This is a genomic window from Halobellus rarus (genome assembly GCF_024494595.1).
Lineage (GTDB): Archaea > Halobacteriota > Halobacteria > Halobacteriales > Haloferacaceae > Haloquadratum > Haloquadratum rarum.
On record NZ_JANHDI010000001.1, the window covers coordinates 204,155 to 220,301 of the forward strand.

The 16,147-nt window shown below is 67.0% G+C and carries 17 protein-coding genes; 9 read left to right on the plus strand and 8 right to left on the minus strand.

Annotated elements, in window-relative coordinates:
• Positions 1–257: 257 nt before the first annotated feature.
• Entirely contained in the window at positions 258–452 is a 195-nt protein-coding gene (locus NO876_RS01100) for a DUF7472 family protein (protein ID WP_256419828.1), read from the plus strand.
• A 74-nt stretch (positions 453–526) separates the two neighbouring features.
• Here the strand turns inward: NO876_RS01100 and NO876_RS01105 are convergent, their stop codons facing one another.
• A complete protein-coding gene (locus tag NO876_RS01105; protein WP_256420234.1) occupies positions 527–1,690 on the minus strand; it encodes a DNA primase in 1,164 nt (387 codons plus the stop codon).
• Between the two features lie 219 nt (positions 1,691–1,909).
• On the opposite strand from NO876_RS01105, the gene NO876_RS01110 reads away from it, so the two are divergent.
• Positions 1,910–2,500 carry a DUF7474 family protein gene (locus tag NO876_RS01110; protein ID WP_256419829.1) on the plus strand — a complete coding sequence of 197 codons (591 nt, stop codon included), beginning with the start codon at positions 1,910–1,912 and terminating at the stop codon, positions 2,498–2,500.
• Positions 2,501–2,595: 95 nt separating this feature from the next.
• Complete coding sequence (locus tag NO876_RS01115) at positions 2,596–4,137, plus strand: molybdopterin-dependent oxidoreductase (RefSeq protein WP_256419830.1); 1,542 nt, start codon at positions 2,596–2,598, stop codon at positions 4,135–4,137.
• A 33-nt stretch (positions 4,138–4,170) separates the two neighbouring features.
• Here the strand turns inward: NO876_RS01115 and NO876_RS01120 are convergent, their stop codons facing one another.
• The 4 genes from NO876_RS01120 to NO876_RS01135 all read right to left on the minus strand — a co-directional run bounded on the left by NO876_RS01120 (position 4,171) and on the right by NO876_RS01135 (position 9,206).
• Positions 4,171–4,914 carry a DNA polymerase sliding clamp gene (locus NO876_RS01120; protein WP_256419831.1) on the minus strand — a complete coding sequence of 248 codons (744 nt, stop codon included), beginning with the start codon at positions 4,912–4,914 and terminating at the stop codon, positions 4,171–4,173.
• Between the two features lie 64 nt (positions 4,915–4,978).
• On the minus strand, positions 4,979–6,199 hold the full coding sequence (locus NO876_RS01125) for a carboxypeptidase-like regulatory domain-containing protein (RefSeq protein ID WP_256419832.1): 1,221 nt from the start codon (positions 6,197–6,199) through the stop codon (positions 4,979–4,981).
• On the minus strand, positions 6,199–8,643 hold the full coding sequence (gene ccsA, locus NO876_RS01130; protein WP_256419833.1) for a cytochrome c biogenesis protein CcsA: 2,445 nt from the start codon (positions 8,641–8,643) through the stop codon (positions 6,199–6,201). The genes NO876_RS01125 and ccsA (NO876_RS01130) overlap by 1 nt, the downstream gene beginning before the upstream one ends.
• A complete protein-coding gene (locus tag NO876_RS01135; protein ID WP_256419834.1) occupies positions 8,640–9,206 on the minus strand; it encodes a thioredoxin family protein in 567 nt (188 codons plus the stop codon). The genes ccsA (NO876_RS01130) and NO876_RS01135 overlap by 4 nt, the downstream gene beginning before the upstream one ends.
• A 259-nt stretch (positions 9,207–9,465) precedes the next feature.
• On the opposite strand from NO876_RS01135, the gene NO876_RS01140 reads away from it, so the two are divergent.
• The 5 genes from NO876_RS01140 to NO876_RS01160 all read left to right on the plus strand — a co-directional run bounded on the left by NO876_RS01140 (position 9,466) and on the right by NO876_RS01160 (position 13,244).
• Entirely contained in the window at positions 9,466–10,821 is a 1,356-nt protein-coding gene (locus NO876_RS01140; RefSeq protein WP_256419835.1) for a c-type cytochrome, read from the plus strand.
• A 24-nt stretch (positions 10,822–10,845) separates the two neighbouring features.
• On the plus strand, positions 10,846–11,538 hold the full coding sequence (locus NO876_RS01145) for a cytochrome c biogenesis CcdA family protein (RefSeq protein WP_256419836.1): 693 nt from the start codon (positions 10,846–10,848) through the stop codon (positions 11,536–11,538).
• Between the two features lie 4 nt (positions 11,539–11,542).
• Positions 11,543–12,328: a cytochrome c biogenesis protein CcsA gene (ccsA, locus tag NO876_RS01150; RefSeq protein ID WP_256419837.1), complete on the plus strand. Its 786-nt coding sequence runs from the start codon at positions 11,543–11,545 to the stop codon at positions 12,326–12,328.
• A gap of 2 nt (positions 12,329–12,330) precedes the next feature.
• Positions 12,331–12,450, plus strand: coding sequence for a CcmD family protein (locus tag NO876_RS01155; RefSeq protein WP_256419838.1), 120 nt, complete (start codon positions 12,331–12,333; stop codon positions 12,448–12,450).
• Between the two features lie 83 nt (positions 12,451–12,533).
• On the plus strand, positions 12,534–13,244 hold the full coding sequence (locus tag NO876_RS01160) for a halocyanin domain-containing protein (RefSeq protein WP_256419839.1): 711 nt from the start codon (positions 12,534–12,536) through the stop codon (positions 13,242–13,244).
• Between the two features lie 35 nt (positions 13,245–13,279).
• On the opposite strand, the gene NO876_RS01165 is transcribed toward NO876_RS01160, so the two are convergent.
• The 3 genes from NO876_RS01165 to NO876_RS01175 are packed head-to-tail and all read right to left on the minus strand — an operon-like array spanning position 13,280 to position 15,118.
• Complete coding sequence (locus tag NO876_RS01165; protein WP_256419840.1) at positions 13,280–13,954, minus strand: heme exporter protein CcmB; 675 nt, start codon at positions 13,952–13,954, stop codon at positions 13,280–13,282.
• Positions 13,955–13,973: 19 nt separating this feature from the next.
• Positions 13,974–14,741, minus strand: coding sequence for an ABC transporter ATP-binding protein (locus tag NO876_RS01170; RefSeq protein WP_256419841.1), 768 nt, complete (start codon positions 14,739–14,741; stop codon positions 13,974–13,976).
• Positions 14,738–15,118, minus strand: coding sequence for a cytochrome c maturation protein CcmE domain-containing protein (locus tag NO876_RS01175; protein WP_256419842.1), 381 nt, complete (start codon positions 15,116–15,118; stop codon positions 14,738–14,740). Before NO876_RS01175 ends, NO876_RS01170 begins: the two co-directional genes overlap by 4 nt.
• A 209-nt stretch (positions 15,119–15,327) precedes the next feature.
• On the opposite strand from NO876_RS01175, the gene NO876_RS01180 reads away from it, so the two are divergent.
• Entirely contained in the window at positions 15,328–16,092 is a 765-nt protein-coding gene (locus NO876_RS01180) for a helix-turn-helix domain-containing protein (protein WP_256419843.1), read from the plus strand.
• Positions 16,093–16,147 lie beyond the last annotated feature (55 nt).

A 16,147-nucleotide genomic window follows, 5' to 3' on the forward strand; every position in this document is an offset into this window, starting at 1 on the left:
TCCGGACCGGCGGCCGTCAGCGTCGCGCGGCCGGCCGGGACCCGTTTCTCTCGACGCGGTCGGTTTTCCTGACGCGGTTGGTTTTCTGGTGTGCGTCATCGGTGAATCTCCCGAGAGTGCGGTTCCGTCGCCGGCGAGCCGCGCTCTCGTTACATACGAGTACGCGCTCGACGAACCTAAACCCTCGTTTCAGGTGGAGTTCGGCGGCGTCGCGTCGCATCGAAGCCCTTTTAGAATGTCCTCCGGAAGGCAGCGGTATGGATATCGACGCGGCGATGCGCCGGAAGATCGTGGTCTCTATCGTCTCTGTCGGTGCGTTCTTCGCCCTCTTCGTCGGCATCGGTGCCACGTTCGGCCCCGATCTCGGCGAGACCGGCGGCCTCGCGCTCGTCGGTGCGATCGCGCTGTTCGTCCTCGTGATGGCCGGCGTCGGCGTGATTCTGCAGGATTGAGCCCCTCGGTGTCTCTCTCCGCTCTGTTATTGGCGTCTGCGACCACCTCTGACGTTCCCGAGCGTTGTCGATCGTTATTCCCCGCCCGCGGCGGTCTCGCGCCAGTCGCGGACGTCGCCGGCGTCCCGGAGCGCGTCGGTGTAGTACGACAGCGGGTGCGAAATCGTCTCACAGCGCTCGTCCGGATCGACGCAGGTCCCGTACCCCTTCATCGTCGCACACGACGGCGGCGGGTACTGCGTCCCGTCGCTCTCCGCGAGGTACTCGACGCGCGTTTCGATGCGCGCGCCGGCCTCGCTCTGGGCGTCGACGTCGAGGAGCGTCGTCACGTCGCCGCGGTCCATCCCGAGGGCCACGAGGAAGGAGACGAGCGAGAACTCGGCGTGGTCCGAGAGCGACTCGTCGCCGCGGGCGCGGCGGACGAGCGTCCGCATACACGGCGGAAACAGGGCCGGAGCGACGGTGTCGACACGCCGGGAATCGACGGCGTCGTGGTCGTCGAGCAGACCCCGGAGCTCCGAGACGGCACCCTCCAGCGCCCCCGCGATGGCGTCGCCGCCGTCGGTGCCGCGGACCTCGAACGGGAGACCCTCAGCCACGCGCCGCTCCACGGCCGCTTCGAGGAGTCGCGAGAGGTGATCGGCGGGGATCCGGACCGCGCCGTCCGCGACCTCCCGGTTGACCAACCGCCAGCGTTCGCCCCAGTCGGCGTCGGCGAGGTCCAGATACGGACCGATTCCGACCCAGTAGTGGGTGGGGCCGCGACCGCCGCGGCCGCTCCCGCTCCGACCCCCGCGTCCCGTCGTCTCTCCACCGGGTCCGTCCCGTTCGGGCCGGACGGCGTCGGAGAGGTCGAACTCCCGAAGAACGTCTTCCAGCGACGCGCGCCGCCGCCCCGTACTCCGGATGTCGTCGTCGCCGGCCGCGAAGTCGTCCTCGAACCGCTCGCGCGCCGTCGCGGCCTCCGCCGTGGCGTACTTCTCGACGGCCGCCGGCGTCTCGATCAGCGAGACGAGGATCCGCGCGATCGGATACGAGAGCAACTTCTCGCGGTCGTCCCACCGCGAGGGATCCTCGGGGGCGACGCTACCCTCCATCAGCGCGCGTTCGACCCGCTCTGTGGCCCGCTCGACGGCGGGGGCGTCCTCGGCGATGAGCGCCGCCGGCGAGATGTCGGCCTCGCGGACGGCCTCGCGCGCCCCCTCGAAGAACGGATAGCGCGCGTAGAGCGGGTCCATCGGCATCGCCCTTCTCTTTCCCCTGCCGCCGAATAAACACGACGATCAGGTGGCTCGCGGTGCTCGCTTGGAACCGGACGCCGAATCCGTCGCCGGCGACGCCCCAGACGCCGTTCTCTCCCCCGATGTTCCCGCTGCCGGCGACGTCGTCGCCTCCTCGACGTTGCCGCCGGCCGCGACACCGTATCATCTAAGACGGACCCGCGCTTTTCTCTCCCCGTGCCGCAGTTCGACTACCCGTGTCCCGACTGCCGGGCCACGAACAGCCTCCACGACGCCGACTGCGAGTTCGAGGGGACGCCCTGGCCGGACGTCGAGAAGGCCTACACCGATATCGTGGCCCGACTCACGGCCGCGCCGACCGAGGAGGCGGACCTGTACGACGCCGTCGACGGCGAGTGGGGGGCGCTCCACCGCGCGGCGCTGGAACGCCTGAAGCGCGACGAGCGGGTCACCGAGGGCAACGACGTGCTCCGCCTCCGCACGTCCGAGGAGTTCCGCGAGGAGGTGTCGGAGCCGACCCGCGAGCCGATGCGCACCCTCTACCGCAACGGGAGCGTCCCCGGCTGTCACGACAACGCGGTCTTCGCGATGATCGCGTGGTACGAGATGGTCGGGCTCTCGTGGTCGGAAACGCGCGAGAACGTGATCGAGTGGCTCCACGACAGCGGCGCGTGGGCCCGCGGCGGCTTCGAGGAGCCCTCCCCCGAGGCGCTCGTCGACGCGAAGCGCCACGTCTACGAGGCGGGCTACGGCTGGAAGGAGAAGGCCGAGGCGGCCAAGCGCGTGATCGATCGACACCGCGGGTGAGGGGTCGGCCGCGTGCCGCTGCCAGCTCTTTTGGATCCTCTACTTCGTTCGCCAGGACGCCGCAGCGTTATCCCGCTGGGACCCTTGGTAACAGTATGCATTCGACGCCCGTCCGACGCGCCGCGGTGGGCGCCGTCGTCGGAATCGTGTGGCTCGCCGGCCTGTATCTCGCCGCACCGCTCGTCGGGGGCTTCGCCCCCGTCGCCCTCGCGGAGGGTGTCATCGTCCGCTCGCCGGGGTGGCTGTCCACGCTGGCGGTCGGCGTCCTGGGGTTCTCCGCGAAGCCGGTGCTGCTGGGATCGGTGCTCGTCGGGGCCGTCGCCGTCTCAGCCGTCGCGTGGGCTCTCTGGCCGTGGGAGCGGTCCGAGGCGACGCCGCTGGCCGGCGTTCTCGGGGTGGGTGCGACCGTCGCGGCCCTCGCGGTGGCCGGTGGAACGCTCTCGCCGGGATCGGTTCTCGGGGTCGCGCTCGCGGTCGCGCCGCCGTACGTCGCGAGTCGACTGCTCTCGACGGCGACGACTCCTTCCTCGCCCGACCGACGACGGTTCCTCCGCCGGATCGGCACCGTCGCCGTCGTCGGGACGGGATCGCTCCTCGGACTTCGTGCGGGGTTCGATCGGCTCGTCGGTGGAGGGGGTCGCGGTGGTTCCGCGGGCTCGGGCGGAAGCGGCGGAGTCGCGGGCGGCACAGGCGATAACGTCGACGACGCTGACGGCGCTTCGACTCCCAGCGAGGGCGATCCTCGGTTCGACTTCGCGGGGATGCCGGCGGCGGTCACGGCACCGGAGGACCACTACGTCGTCGACATCAACATCCGACCGCCGGACGTCGACCCCGACTCGTGGACGCTCGACGTCGACGGCGCGGTCGAGAGCCCGTACGACCTCTCGTACGACGAACTACGCGACCACGAGGCGAGCGTCGAACAGGTCACGACGATGGTCTGTATCTCCAACCCCGTCGGCGGCGACCTCATCGGGACCCCTCGCTGGACGGGCGTTCAACTGTCGGATCTCGTTGCCGAGGCCGACCCCGCCGACGGAGCGGTCGACGTCGTCACCCACGCCGCCGACGGGTACAGCGAGGCGATCCCGCTCGAAATCGTCGAGCGCGAGGACATCCTGATCGCCTACGAGATGGGGTCGTCGCCGCTCGCGACCGAACACGGTTTTCCGGCCCGGTTGCTCGTCCCCGGCCGGTACGGGATGAAGATGACCAAGTGGATCACGCGGATCGAGGTCTCGGCGGCCGATCACGAGGCCTACTGGGAGGAGCGCGGCTGGGACGAGGAGGCGGTCGTCAACACGATGTCGTACGTGCGCGGCGTCGAGCGCGACGGCGACCGAGTCACCGTCGGGGGCGTCGCGTTCGGCGGCCTGGAGACCGGCGTCGAGGAGATCGCGGCCGTGGAAGTCAGCGTCGACGACGGCGACTCCTGGAACGAGGCCGAGCTGGAGCCGCAGATCGCACCGCACGCGTGGCGGCGCTGGCGGTACGTCTTCGACGCCCCGGATCGCTCCGGGTTCGCGGTCGTCGTCCGGGCGATCACCCGCGACGGGACCGTCCAGACGGAGACGGGGGCCTCGCCCCGTCCCAGCGGCGCGACGGGGTGGCACAGACGCTACGTTCGGGTGTGAGGTACTGGAACGGGAGAAGGGAGGAGAAGAGCGCTATTCGCTCTGGATGCGCGGGGCGAGCATGTACGTGACGTTGCCCTGCCCCTCGGCGACCGCGTAGTGGATCTTCACCGGGAACTCCTCGCCGAGTTCGATGGTGACCTCGGCGGCCTTCGGGATCGCCTTGTTCATGTCCTTCAGGTAGTCCAGCGAGAACAGCGAGTCGGCCGTGCCGGCCGTGAGCGCGATGAGGTCGTCGGCGTCGAGCTGGAAGTCGACGTCGTCGGTGTCGCCCTCGGCCTGGATGTGGAACGCCTCCTCGTCGGCGTCGACGCGGAGTCGGACGTGATCGGAGACCATGTCGGCGGCTTTGATCCCGCGGTCCAGCTGCGCGCCCTCGAGGACGATTTCGGCCGCGAGGTCTAGGTCTGGAATGTCGGGCTCCTGTCGGATCGAGTCGGGATCGATGAGCGCGAGCGTCGAGGAGAGGCCGTCCATCCGGATGTTGAGCTTCCGGGTCTCCTCGTCGAGTTCGAGTTCGACGAGTTCGTCGCCGCTAGCCATCCCGACGAAGTCCTCGAGTTTCGCGAGGTTGACGCCGATGACGCCCCCGTCGGCCTCGTAGGACTCGAAGGCGGCGGCGTCGAGCGAGAGATCGACCATTCCGACGTTCGCGGGGTCGACGGCGCGGATCGACAGTTCGTCCTCGTTCAGCCGGATCTTGCACTCGTCGACCAGCACGCTCACCGAGTCGAGCGCGTCCTGGAGCGTAGACGCGCTCACGATGGCCTTGAACATATGCACGCTGCTACGACAGCGGGCTTAAAAATACTCCTGATTTTTTCTCACGCGCGCGTCGCAGTCAGGCCTCTGAACGAGTCACTCGGTACGCCCCGAGGCCGACGGAGACGGTTCCGAAGATCCCGACGAGTATCGGGACGCCGGGGAAGGCCGGGATCGATCCACTCTCGGAGGAGGACGTCTCCACGGCCCCCGCCGTCGAGTTGGTTCCCGCTGTCGACTCCGCGGCGTCCGTCCGGGCACCGGCGACATCGGCGCTGATCGTCTCGCCCGCCTCCAACGACTCGTTCGTGGTGAGCATCGGGATCGGTGCCGATCCGGTTCGGAGGTTTTCGGAGTGACGCACCCGAGACGGATCGTATCCCTGCAGGACGACCGCGAGAGAGGTCGTATTCCGTCGGATCTCTTTCTCGAACTGCGTCCCGGTGAGGTCGTAGGCCACGCCGACCTGCGCGCTTCCGTTCGCCGGAACGCTGACGTTCAGTTCGACGCCCGCGTCCGTCTGCCGATACTCCGCCTGCGAACCGTCGACCATCGCGGCGTACGGCGACGCGTCGGCGGGCAGCCCGATCGTCACGGTCCCGAGGAACGGCCGGTCACTCGGGTTCTCGAAAGCTATCGTCTCGATGGCGCTCGGGGCGTCCGAGTCGTTCCCGGGCGGCACGATCTGGACGACGTGGCCGGTCGGCGTCCGGTTCGCGACACCGAGTACGGACGTGTCGTTCGTCGGCGGCCGCGCAGTGACCGTCACGTTCTGACTCGTCGACGGATCGACGGTCCGCCGGTACTCCGCGTTCCCGACCGTGGTGCGGAGTTCGTACGTCTCGTCGGATTCGAGGGGACCGAACGCGAACGCGCCCGTCTCGTTCGTCCGCCCCGTATCGACGACGAACTCGTTCTCGTCGATCAGTTCGACGACCGCGCCGGACTGTGCGGTCCCGTCGGCGTCGACGACCCTCCCAGAGAGCCGCTGGGACAGCTCAAATTCGACCTGCGTTCGGTCCTGCAGCACTTCGTAATGCGTCGCACCGCCGTGTTCGATCCGGACGGCATACGCCGGCGCATCCGGCGCGTCGACCGAGAAGGACGATCCCTCGACCGTCGTGGTCACCGCGTCCTCCGCCCGCTGCCGTTGCTCGGTGAGGGGTACGACCTCGACGCGAGCGCCGTCTGCACTCCCGTCGTCGACGGTGACCGTGCCGCCCACTGTCGTCGTCGCGCTGGCGACGGGAACGAACCCGAGCGCGCTGAGGACGACGAGGAGCGCGAGCAGTCTCCTCATCAGTCCGACACCTCCGTGACGCCCTCCGGACGACTCTGCGACGACGAGGCTGACTCCCCGTACCCGGCGATCGAGTTCGTCCGAACGCCGTGTCGCGGGTCGAAGAGCAGCACGAGCACCATCCCGACGAGTAGCGACACGATGCTCAGCCGCATCAGCGTCATGAAGGGAACCCGCTTGACGGACATCGAGGCGGTCCCGTCACTGACCCCGGCGATGACGTACGTGTCGACGAGCGGTCCGCGATCGATCAGCACGTCTCTGACCTGAAGCCCGCCCTGCTCGGGATACTCTCGCTGTCCGGCGACGCCGGAGACGACGAGACCGTTATCGTCGTACACCGCGACGGACACGCCGGTGGCGATCACCCGAGTCGGAACGGCCGCGTCCGGTGGGTCGTCGGCGGGACCGACGGTTTCGGGTCCGGCGAGCACGATGGCGTCAGCGGTCGGGACGAACTCCCACATCACCTGTCCGCGGGCGACGATCTCCTGGCCGGTTTCGACGCCCACCGTTCCGTTCCCCGCGATGCCGACCCACACCTGGGAGTCGTCGAGTTGTACCACTGTCGCCCGTGGTCCCTCACGTATCGCCGTCACCGTCCCGTGGACGGTCTGCACTGACGTGTTCAACGACTGTCCGCGAGTGAGGACCTGCGACGAGGTGAGCGCGTACGTTCCCGGTTCGGGATCGTTCGGGAACTCGCTTCGCTCGTACCCGAGCACGCGGATGTCGTACGAGGACGTGCCGACGTCGCGCTGGGACGTGTCGACTGCGCCGGCCGCGACGCCGGTCGCCATCACCGACGCCTGTCCGGCGAAGAGATACATAAACGGCAGCGAGAGCACGAGCAGCGCCGCGCCGACGTGGATCAGCGTGATCCCCGTCTCTTTCAGTTTCGCGTCTCGACTCCCCGTCGCGGCGATCCGCCCCCCCGTTCGCTTGACCGTCCCGAGAATCGCGTACGCCACGGGTGGCAGCACCGAGAGCGCGCTCGCGTTGCCGATCACCTGATAGATGAGCGCGTCGCCGGGGCGAGCTGACGCCAGTCGCCACGTCTCTGAGGGCGCGACAGCGGCACCGACGAGCGTCGCGAGGCCGAACACCGCCAGTCCGGCGAGACTCCGGCGCAGGCCCTCCCGGTCGTAGTCCATGTAGAACCCGAGGAGGAGCAACAGCGCGAGGACGAGCGGGAGACTCCACAGGTTGTAGTAGTGCGACTCGACCGACACCTCGAGCCCCGTCATCGCGCTCCGCAGTACCGGGAACGAGAGTCCCCACAGCGAAACGAAGGTCAGCAGTCCGAAGAGGAGGACGGCGAGGTGAAGCAGGTTCGAGCGGGTGACCCATCTTGCGAGACGGCTCTCATCGGTCCCCTCGGTACCGGATGTGTCGTCGCCGCTCTCTTCGGTCATCGCCCAGTAGGCGAGCGGCAGCACGACGCCGAGAACGGTTGTTACGCCCATCAGTACGAGGAACGACGCGCCGATCCCACCGTCGGCGAACGAGTGGATGCTCCTGAAGACGCCGCTTCGGACCACCGACGTCGTGTACACCGCGAGCGCGAACACGCTGGCTGTCATCGCGGGCGCGAGGATTCGATACCGCCCGCCCGGTCGGTAGTTCGTGACCGCGTGCAACGTCGCCGTCAGGAACAGCCACGGGATCAGGATGGCCGTCTCGACCGGGTCCCACGCCCAGATACCGCCCCAGCCGAGCACCGTGTAGGACCAGAGTCCGCCCAGCGCGACGGCGGCGGTGAGAAACAGCCACCCGAGTCGGAGCCAGCGGGTAACGCTGCCGACCCACGTCGAGAAGAGGCCGTCGTCACCGCGGAACAGCGCGATGAAGTGCGCGGCCCCGATTGCGAACGGCATCGTCAGCAGCGCGTAGGAGACGAACATCACCGGCGGGTGGATCGCCATATACGGATCGACGAGGAGGGGATTCAGCCCCTGCCCGCTCGTCGGCGTGAATCCCGGCGGCGCGTTGGGGAACGCCGTCCGAACCGAGGCGAACGGGCTCTGCAGCAACAGCATCGCCGAGAAGTACGTCACGACGCCGATGGTGAGCGCGTGGACGAGCTTCCCGCGCCGAGTCGGGAAGCCCCGCGTCACGCCGGCGATCAACGCGACGACGGCGACGATCGACGCCCACAGGAGCACCGATCCCTCGTTTGCCGCGTACACGCCCGTCACGCGGTAGAGCACCGAGAGATACGCCGCGGTGTTCTCCCACACGTACGCGTTCGAGTAATCGAGACTCACGAACTGGTAGGTGAGGTGCGCCAGGGCGGCAACCAGCAGCACCGCCGTCCCCGCGGTCAGTTTCGGGACGTACGAGAGGTACCGGTCGTCGTCGACGAGATACGACCGCGTGAGAAGGGCCGTACTCACCACTCCGGAGAGGAACGCGAGCGCCAGCAGGATCGTCCCGGGATTCACTGTGCGGCCTCCGTCGTCGACGCTGCGGCGCTTCCGGGCGTCGAGGTCGGCCCCGCGGTGGCTGTCGTAACCGATCCGTCATCGGCCGTCTCGCCGGACTGGTAACGTTCCTCGGCCGTCTCCAGGTACGTGAGGAAGTCCTCTGTCGGGGCGTAGCCGGGAATCCGCGTGAGCACCTCCCCGTCCGGCGTCACGATGACGTGTTGGGGCGGATAGTTGACGTTGTACCGCTGCTGTAACCGCGTGGCATCCTCGGCGTCGCTGTCTAAGTTCACCGCTACCTTCGTGAAGTCGTCGAGCTCAGATCGCACCGCCGGATCGCTGTAGTGGTTCTGGTTGTAGTCCTCACAGTAGGTACACCAGGTCGTCCAGAAGTAGATCACGACCGGTTCGTCCTCTGCGGCGGCGGTTTCGACGGCGTCGGCGTAATCGGTCTGCCACCGCGTCTCCCCGTGGTGGGAGTACCCCTCTCCGGAGAGTACGGGCGCCGCGTTCATCGAAACGTAGCCGATTCCGAGCAGTGCGGCGAAGAAGGCGATCGTCATCGCCTTTCGTGGGTTCATCGATATCTCCGGCTATTGGACTGTCGTAGTAAAATCTACCGCCGTCGTCCCGCTGGCCGAGTGTAGTATTGAACTTACTTAGCACGATCTATTGGTTGTAATCTATGGTAATTCCGAAATACAACCCGAATTCCGAATTTTTCTCCTTACGGTTGTGCAGAGGGGAACCTTTATTATTCGCCTATTTGGATTCTGAAACACGATATCGCAGAGGGATCCGATAAATGACAGACGAGATAACTTCCAGGTGGGTCAACGGATGAGTCAGGGCGACTCGACGCTCTTGCTCAAACCCGTCCTTCTAGTCTTCGGGACGGTTTTCGCCGCCATCGTCGTCGTGTTCGCCATCAACGGAGCCATCGCGTTCCTCGGCGGCCCGGGGGACGCGCCGGCCGCGAGCGCCGGCGGTGGCGAGGTCCGCGAACTTCCTGGCACGTGGAACGGCAGCAAGTGGTACAGCGAAGACCTGCGCGAGCAGGGGTTCGAGTACAAGAACGCGACCGCGGGCGAGGAGGTCAACTTCGTCCCCAAGGAGATGAACAACTCGACGCTCCCGGAGAACGAGAACCGCCGGGAGCTCATCCGTGAGGGTCGTGCGATCTTCGCGAACACCTCCAACGAGATGCCCGAACACGTGGGGAACGACCTCTCGTGTGCGAACTGTCACGGCGGAGGCGACCTCCCCACGACCACCGGAATGGTCGGACAGGACATCGATATGATCCCGCTCGTCGGGACTGCAGCCGGCTATCCCGAGTGGACCGGCCGCACCCAGCGGATGCGGGACATGCGTCAGCGGATTATGGGCTGTTTCCTCCGGAGTATGAACTCGCCGGGCTCCGAGGAGGGCGTCCCCGCGTACGACAGCCGCGAGATCCAGGCGATGGAGTCGTATATGGTCTGGCTGAACAAGGGGACGCCGAGCGAGACTGTCCCCTACTGGCGGCACATCGAGAAACCTGAGGGCGACGAAAAGGTCCCGGTTTCGGAGGTCAATCCCGTCCGCGGGGCCGAGCTGTACCTCGAGAACTGTGCCTCCTGTCACGGGGCGGACGGACAGGGAACCGAGGGGCAGTACCCGCCGCTTTGGGGTGAGGACTCGTTCAACGATGGGGCCGGAATGGGTCGCATCTACACGTCCGCGGGCTTCACTCGCGAGGCGATGCCCTACGGCGCGGCACATACGTTCTCCGACTGGGAGGACGTCCAGGACGTCGCTGGGTTTATGAACGCCCACGAGCGGCCGCACCTCCCGCGACAGCCCAAAGACTGGGCCGCCGCCGGTGCGCCCGACGAAGCGGTCTACTACAACCGCACGCAGCAGCGTCTCGGATACGATATGAATCCGATGACGAAGAAGCTCATGCTCGCGGACATCCCGATCGACGACTCTGAGATCAACGAGAGCGTGATCCCCGACAACGTCGAGCGATACGACCAGCCGCTTCGGAACGAGTCCGTCGACGGGTCTTGGGAGACGACGTGGATCCGGACCTACGAGGACGTCGACAACTCGACGAGCGACGACGCCGCGAACCAGTCGTCGGTGACCGCACAGGACGCGGTCACGACTGCCTTGGCGTCCGAGCGATCCACGGGCGAGACGGCGAGCTAACGAACCTACGACGATCAGTATCGAATGATAACCGACCCGACCGCCGTCACCGTGTTTCTCGCGGGCTTTCTGACGATCCTGACTCCGTGCTGTCTCCCGATGATTCCCGTCCTCGTCGTCGGCGCGAACGGGCACGCGCTGCGGCCGGTCGCGATCGTCGTCGGGAGCACGCTGACGTTCACCGCGCTCGGCGTCCTGACCGGAATGGTCGGCTCCGTGACGCCGGACACCGTCCGCGCGCCGTTCGCTGTCTTGATGCTGGCGTTCGGTGCCGTGATGGCCGACAACGACCTCAACGAGGTCTACTCGCGGTACGCCTCCCGTCTCGCCGGGCGGGCGTCGCGGCTCACCGGCCGCATCGACGAGGACACTCACCCGCTGGGTAACGCGTTCTCGGTGGGGCTGCTTCTGGGCGTCATCTGGCTCCCCTGTGTCGGCCCCGTTCTCGGTGGCGTCTTGGCGTACGTCGGGACGACGGCGGACGTCGTCGGCAGCGCTCGGCTGTTGGCGACGTACGGGGCCGGTTTTTCAGTCCCGCTCCTGGGCGTCGCGTACCTCGGGCAGGCCGGCAGCACTCGACTGCTCGACTCGGTCACGAGCGGAGCGTCGACCGAACTGTTCAGAACGGCGACCGGCTACGCGCTCGTCGCGCTCGGGATCGCTGTGCTCTTCGGTCTCGACAAACTCGCACTCGCATCGGTAACGACGTGGCTCTAACAGTATGAACGGTAACTCATCGACGGACGACGGGGACGCTCGCACGCACGAGAGCAGAGGCAGCAACGTTCGATTCGCCCGGATTATCGGGACGGTTACGGGTATTCTCCACCGCGTGACAGGTAGTCGGTTCGTCGCGTGGGGGGCATTCGGCTTCGGACTGCTCTCGATGGTGCTGGTCTTCGGGGTCGCGTCGGACACGATGTACGGGATCGAACACGGCGCGAACCTCCTCGCGTACTGGCACATCTCGCTCGCGTGGGTGGCCGCGGCCGCGCTCGGATCGACGTTCGTCGGCAGCGCGCTGTATCTGCGCTATCGGGGGCCGTTCTGGAGCCGGCTGGCGCACAGTTCCGGTGAACTGGGGTTCCTCTTCGCGACGTTGACGCTGCTCCTCGGCAGCGCGTGGGGACGCGTCATCTGGAACTCCTGGTGGGAGTGGACCGACGTCAGGCTGGTGACGTTCCTGATCGTGTGGTTCATTTACGCCGGCTATCTGGTCGTCTACTCCGCGACCGACGCCCAGTCCGGCGACCGGTACGCGGCGGTCTACGGCGTCGTCGGATTCGTGACCGTTCCGCTGTCGTACGCGTCCACGCGGCTCTGGACGCCGACGTTCCACGAGACCACGATCGGAAACAGCGGCGTCAGCGCGAACATCGATCCGCTGACGCTCGTCGTGACGCTCGTCGCGGCGACGTTCCTCTATCTCTACCTGCTGGGCATTCGGATCCGCATCCACGAACTCGAACAGGACGTTCGCAGAGCACGGCACTCACGGAGGCGATAGCGATGGAACCACTACTCTTAGCCGGCTACTCCGCGCTCTTCGTCGCGCTCTTCGGATACGTGACGTACCTGCAGCGTCGGATGGCTCGGCTCGAACGACGACTCGAAGACGTACAGGCGTGAGACCGAGTCGACGGGCGGCGACCCGTCGACCGATCGAATCCGACAGCACACCGAAAACACAGGCGATTCACGACCGATACACTATGTCAGCGCAACCCAACAGATCGACCGAGAGACGAGCGTTCCTGCGCCGGACTGCGACCGGACTCGGCGCGGCAGCGACGATTGGCCTCGCCAGCGACACCGCGGCCGCGCAATCGGAACCGGATTACGGCGGCTGGTTCGACGGCGTGTCCAACTTCGAGGGGACCTACGACTACACCGGCCAGTCGGAGGTGACCGTCGCGGTCGGCTCCGAGGCCAACGGTGGGTACTACGGGTTCGGCCCCGCGGCGATTCGGGTCGATCCGGGGACCACCGTCGTCTGGGAGTGGACCGGCGAAGGGAACAGTCACAACGTCGTCGCCGAGGACGGGAGCTTCGAGAGCGAACTCTACACCGCTCCCGGCGAGACGTTCGAACACACGTTCGAGAGCGAGGGGACCTACAAGTACTACTGCGATCCGCACCGGTCGCTCGGAATGCTCGGGGCAGTCGTCGTCGGCGGCAGCGGCGGCCTGGATTCGAGCCAGGTCGAACAGCCGCTTCTCGAAGCCAGCGGCGAGGGCGGAAGCGGTGGCGAATCTGGCGGTGAATCGGGCGGCGAATCCGACGGGTCGGGGACGCCGATATCCTTCGAGAGCGGGACGCTCGTCGCCATCCTCGCTCTCGGACTGCTCTCTCCGGTCTTTTTCGGCATCTTCCTCCTGCTACAGGAGACCGGGTCAGCGGAACCACCGACGAAAGCCGAGTGAACTGAGGGACTCTCCCGCGGGCGTCGCTTCCGTTGTCACGTCTCGACGACGTACTCGAAGGTCGCGACGCCAGCGAGCAGCACGACCCCGGTGTACAGGCCGAGCAGTCTGAGCCACCCGCCAAGCGGCGAACCGCTTTCGAGCGCCGCGGTGAGTTCGACGCCGGCGAGGAGCAGCGGGACGACGAGCGGAACGAGGAGGACCGGCAGCGCGAGTTGATCGAGGCCCGACCGGAACGTCAGAACCGAGACGACGACGCCGATGGCGGCAAATCCGACGGCGGCGACGAGGAGTACGGCTGCGACCGAGACCGCCGTCGGGATCGATGGACTGTAGCCGAGAAAGACCGTGGTCGCGCCCAGCGTCACCAGACTCACCACAAAGACGAACGTCGCCGTGCTGAGTACTTTTCCCAGGTAGATCGCCGAACGGTCGACCGGAGCGATCAGCAGGCCGTCGAGCGCCCCGTTCCGGTCTTCGAGTTCGACCGTCTTCGTGACGCCGAACGTCCCGGCGAACACGAAGGCGACCCACAGCGCCCCGCGTCCGAGCAACGTCGACCGCTGTAGCGTCTGGACGAAACTGAACGCGAACGCGAGCACGACGAGCAGCGCGAAGACGGCGACGCTCGTCGTCACCTGCTTCGTCCGCTGCTCGATCCGGAGATCCTTCCTGAACACTCGGTAGACTGCTCGGAGAAATGCGTTCATCGCCCCATCTCGGTGGGTGTCATCGCGTCGTGTCCCCCACGTGTTTCGGTTCGGACTCCACGCCGATCGTCCGGCGATACTCCGCGGCGAACGACGCCGCCTCGTCGAGTTCGAGGTCCGCTTCGAGACGGCCACGGTCGACGACGAGCGCCCGATCGCAGCGTGCGACACCGCGTTCGAGATCGTGCGTCGTCAGAACGACGGTCCGATCGTCGAACCCGTCGAGGACCGATTCGAGGTCGGCGAGCGAGCGCTGATCGAGCCCGGTGTACGGTTCGTCGAGCAACAGCACGTCCGGGTCGTGGAGCAGCGCCCGGGCGAGCGACAGCCGCTTTCGCAGGCCGTGTGAGAACGCGGTCGGACGATCGCTCCCGCGGTGACATAGGCCGACCGTATCGAGCACCGACGCACACCGATCCGCGGGATCGTCGACGCCGTGGAGATCCGCGTGGAACCTGAGGTTCTCGCGGGCGGTGAGCTCGTCGTACAGCATCGTCTCGTGAGTGACGACGCCGATCGTCCGGTAGATGGTGTGGTCGTCCGGGGCGACTTCCACGCTGTCGATCGTGATCGTTCCGCGGGTCGGTCGCGCGAGCCCCGCCATCATCCGAAGCAACGTCGTCTTGCCCGCGCCGTTCGGGCCGAACAGCCCGACCGTCGAGCCGCGCTCGACGGCGAACGACAGGTCGTCGACGGCGGTGAAGTGACCGTAGGATTTCGTCACGTGTTCGACCTCGATAGCCGGCGGTTCCGAGGTCGTCTCCGCGCGCTCCGCGTCCGGCGTCATCGAGTGCTCTCGGGCCGCTCCTCGCCTTCGTGTGCGCGGACGGAGAGTTCGTTCGCGACCAGCCGGTCACCTTCGAACTGCCCTTTGGCGACGACGACACGGCCGTCCTGGAGCGTATCGGGGGTCGTTCCCTCGTACACCACGGGGACGGTGTGGTTCTCGTCGGTCACCTCGAAGGTGATCGTCTCTCCGTCGACGTCGAGGTCGGTGACGACGCCTTCGAGGTTGACCCACTCTTCCTGATAGGTTCCGTCCGATTCGGAGAGCTGCGTCGGCGATACGAACGCGGCCGAGGCGTTCATACTCGTCACGCCGAGGGCGGCCAGGAGGACGAGTATCCCGACGGTCGTGACGAGCAGTTTGTTCTTCCGGCGCACTTGCGTGATTTGTACGCGGCCGCTCTTCATTGTACCGAACTACCGCAGTCAGGAGACCGATTGCGTCGGCAGTCGCGGACGACGCTGCCGTTCTAAAATCGTCGGGTGTTTGCAACTGATTGCGCATCCGCTCGCGCGCTGTCGCGCGATCGCGTGACCGAGGACTCGCAAACGCTACAATATATGCCCCGCCGACTCCAAAACGACGTATGCGCGAACTCGTCTTCGCCCTCGAGTACGAACCCGGGTGCAACAGGGTGGCCGACGCCCTCGACGCCCACCCCGACGCCCGGGTCCGGTCGCTCTCGCTGCACGTCACCGCCGAGCACCTCTGGCGGGTCGACCACGCGACCGGCACGCCGGCCGCGCTCGACGACATCGAGGCCGCGTTCGTCGACAGCGACTACTACGCGGACTGCCTGGCCGCCGAGCACTGCGGTGCCACCCAGGCGACCGAGGTGCTGGACCACACCGACGACACGCTCGTTCTCTACTCCCACTGGGAGCGGACGCCCGCCTGCGACTCGGTCCCGCACATCGCCCGCGATCACTTCGGCGACGGCGTCCTGTTCGAGACGCGCCACGAGGGCCGTCACTACACGTGGCGGCTGATCCACTCCGGCGACGGCGACGCCGCGGCGTTCTTCGACGACCTCGCGGTGGCCGTCGGCGACTGCGCCCGGACGGAGTTGCTCCGGTCGACGGAGACGGCCCCGCCCGCGGGCCGCGCGTCCGACGGGGGTGGTGGACTGCCCCCCGAACAGGAGGCCGCGCTCCGGGCCGCCGTCGAGCACGGTTACTACGAGTCGCCCCGAGAGGTCGACGTCGGCGAGCTCGCGGCGCACCTCGACGTGCCGCGATCGACGCTCACGTACCGGCTTCGACGGGCCGAAGAGCGGTTGGCGAAGCAACACGTGGCGAAAGAGCACGTCGCCGATGGGCGGGTTTCGACGGAGTCGTCGACGTCACTCTGACGGACGGGGCGGCCCAATTTGGAATATTCCAACGAAGGCTTATCGAACTGAGGGG

Coding starts and splice junctions, on each gene's coding strand:
- NO876_RS01100 (WP_256419828.1), top strand. CDS start 258: ATGGATATCGACGCGGCGATGCGCCGGAAGATCGTGGTCTCTATCGTC.
- NO876_RS01105 (WP_256420234.1), bottom strand. CDS start 1,690: ATGGACCCGCTCTACGCGCGCTATCCGTTCTTCGAGGGGGCGCGCGAG.
- NO876_RS01115 (WP_256419830.1), top strand. CDS start 2,596: ATGCATTCGACGCCCGTCCGACGCGCCGCGGTGGGCGCCGTCGTCGGA.
- NO876_RS01120 (WP_256419831.1), bottom strand. CDS start 4,914: ATGTTCAAGGCCATCGTGAGCGCGTCTACGCTCCAGGACGCGCTCGAC.
- NO876_RS01125 (WP_256419832.1), bottom strand. CDS start 6,199: ATGAGGAGACTGCTCGCGCTCCTCGTCGTCCTCAGCGCGCTCGGGTTC.
- NO876_RS01135 (WP_256419834.1), bottom strand. CDS start 9,206: ATGAACCCACGAAAGGCGATGACGATCGCCTTCTTCGCCGCACTGCTC.
- NO876_RS01140 (WP_256419835.1), top strand. CDS start 9,466: ATGAGTCAGGGCGACTCGACGCTCTTGCTCAAACCCGTCCTTCTAGTC.
- NO876_RS01145 (WP_256419836.1), top strand. CDS start 10,846: ATGATAACCGACCCGACCGCCGTCACCGTGTTTCTCGCGGGCTTTCTG.
- ccsA (WP_256419837.1), top strand. CDS start 11,543: ATGAACGGTAACTCATCGACGGACGACGGGGACGCTCGCACGCACGAG.
- NO876_RS01155 (WP_256419838.1), top strand. CDS start 12,331: ATGGAACCACTACTCTTAGCCGGCTACTCCGCGCTCTTCGTCGCGCTC.
- NO876_RS01160 (WP_256419839.1), top strand. CDS start 12,534: ATGTCAGCGCAACCCAACAGATCGACCGAGAGACGAGCGTTCCTGCGC.
- NO876_RS01165 (WP_256419840.1), bottom strand. CDS start 13,954: ATGAACGCATTTCTCCGAGCAGTCTACCGAGTGTTCAGGAAGGATCTC.
- NO876_RS01170 (WP_256419841.1), bottom strand. CDS start 14,741: ATGACGCCGGACGCGGAGCGCGCGGAGACGACCTCGGAACCGCCGGCT.
- NO876_RS01180 (WP_256419843.1), top strand. CDS start 15,328: ATGCGCGAACTCGTCTTCGCCCTCGAGTACGAACCCGGGTGCAACAGG.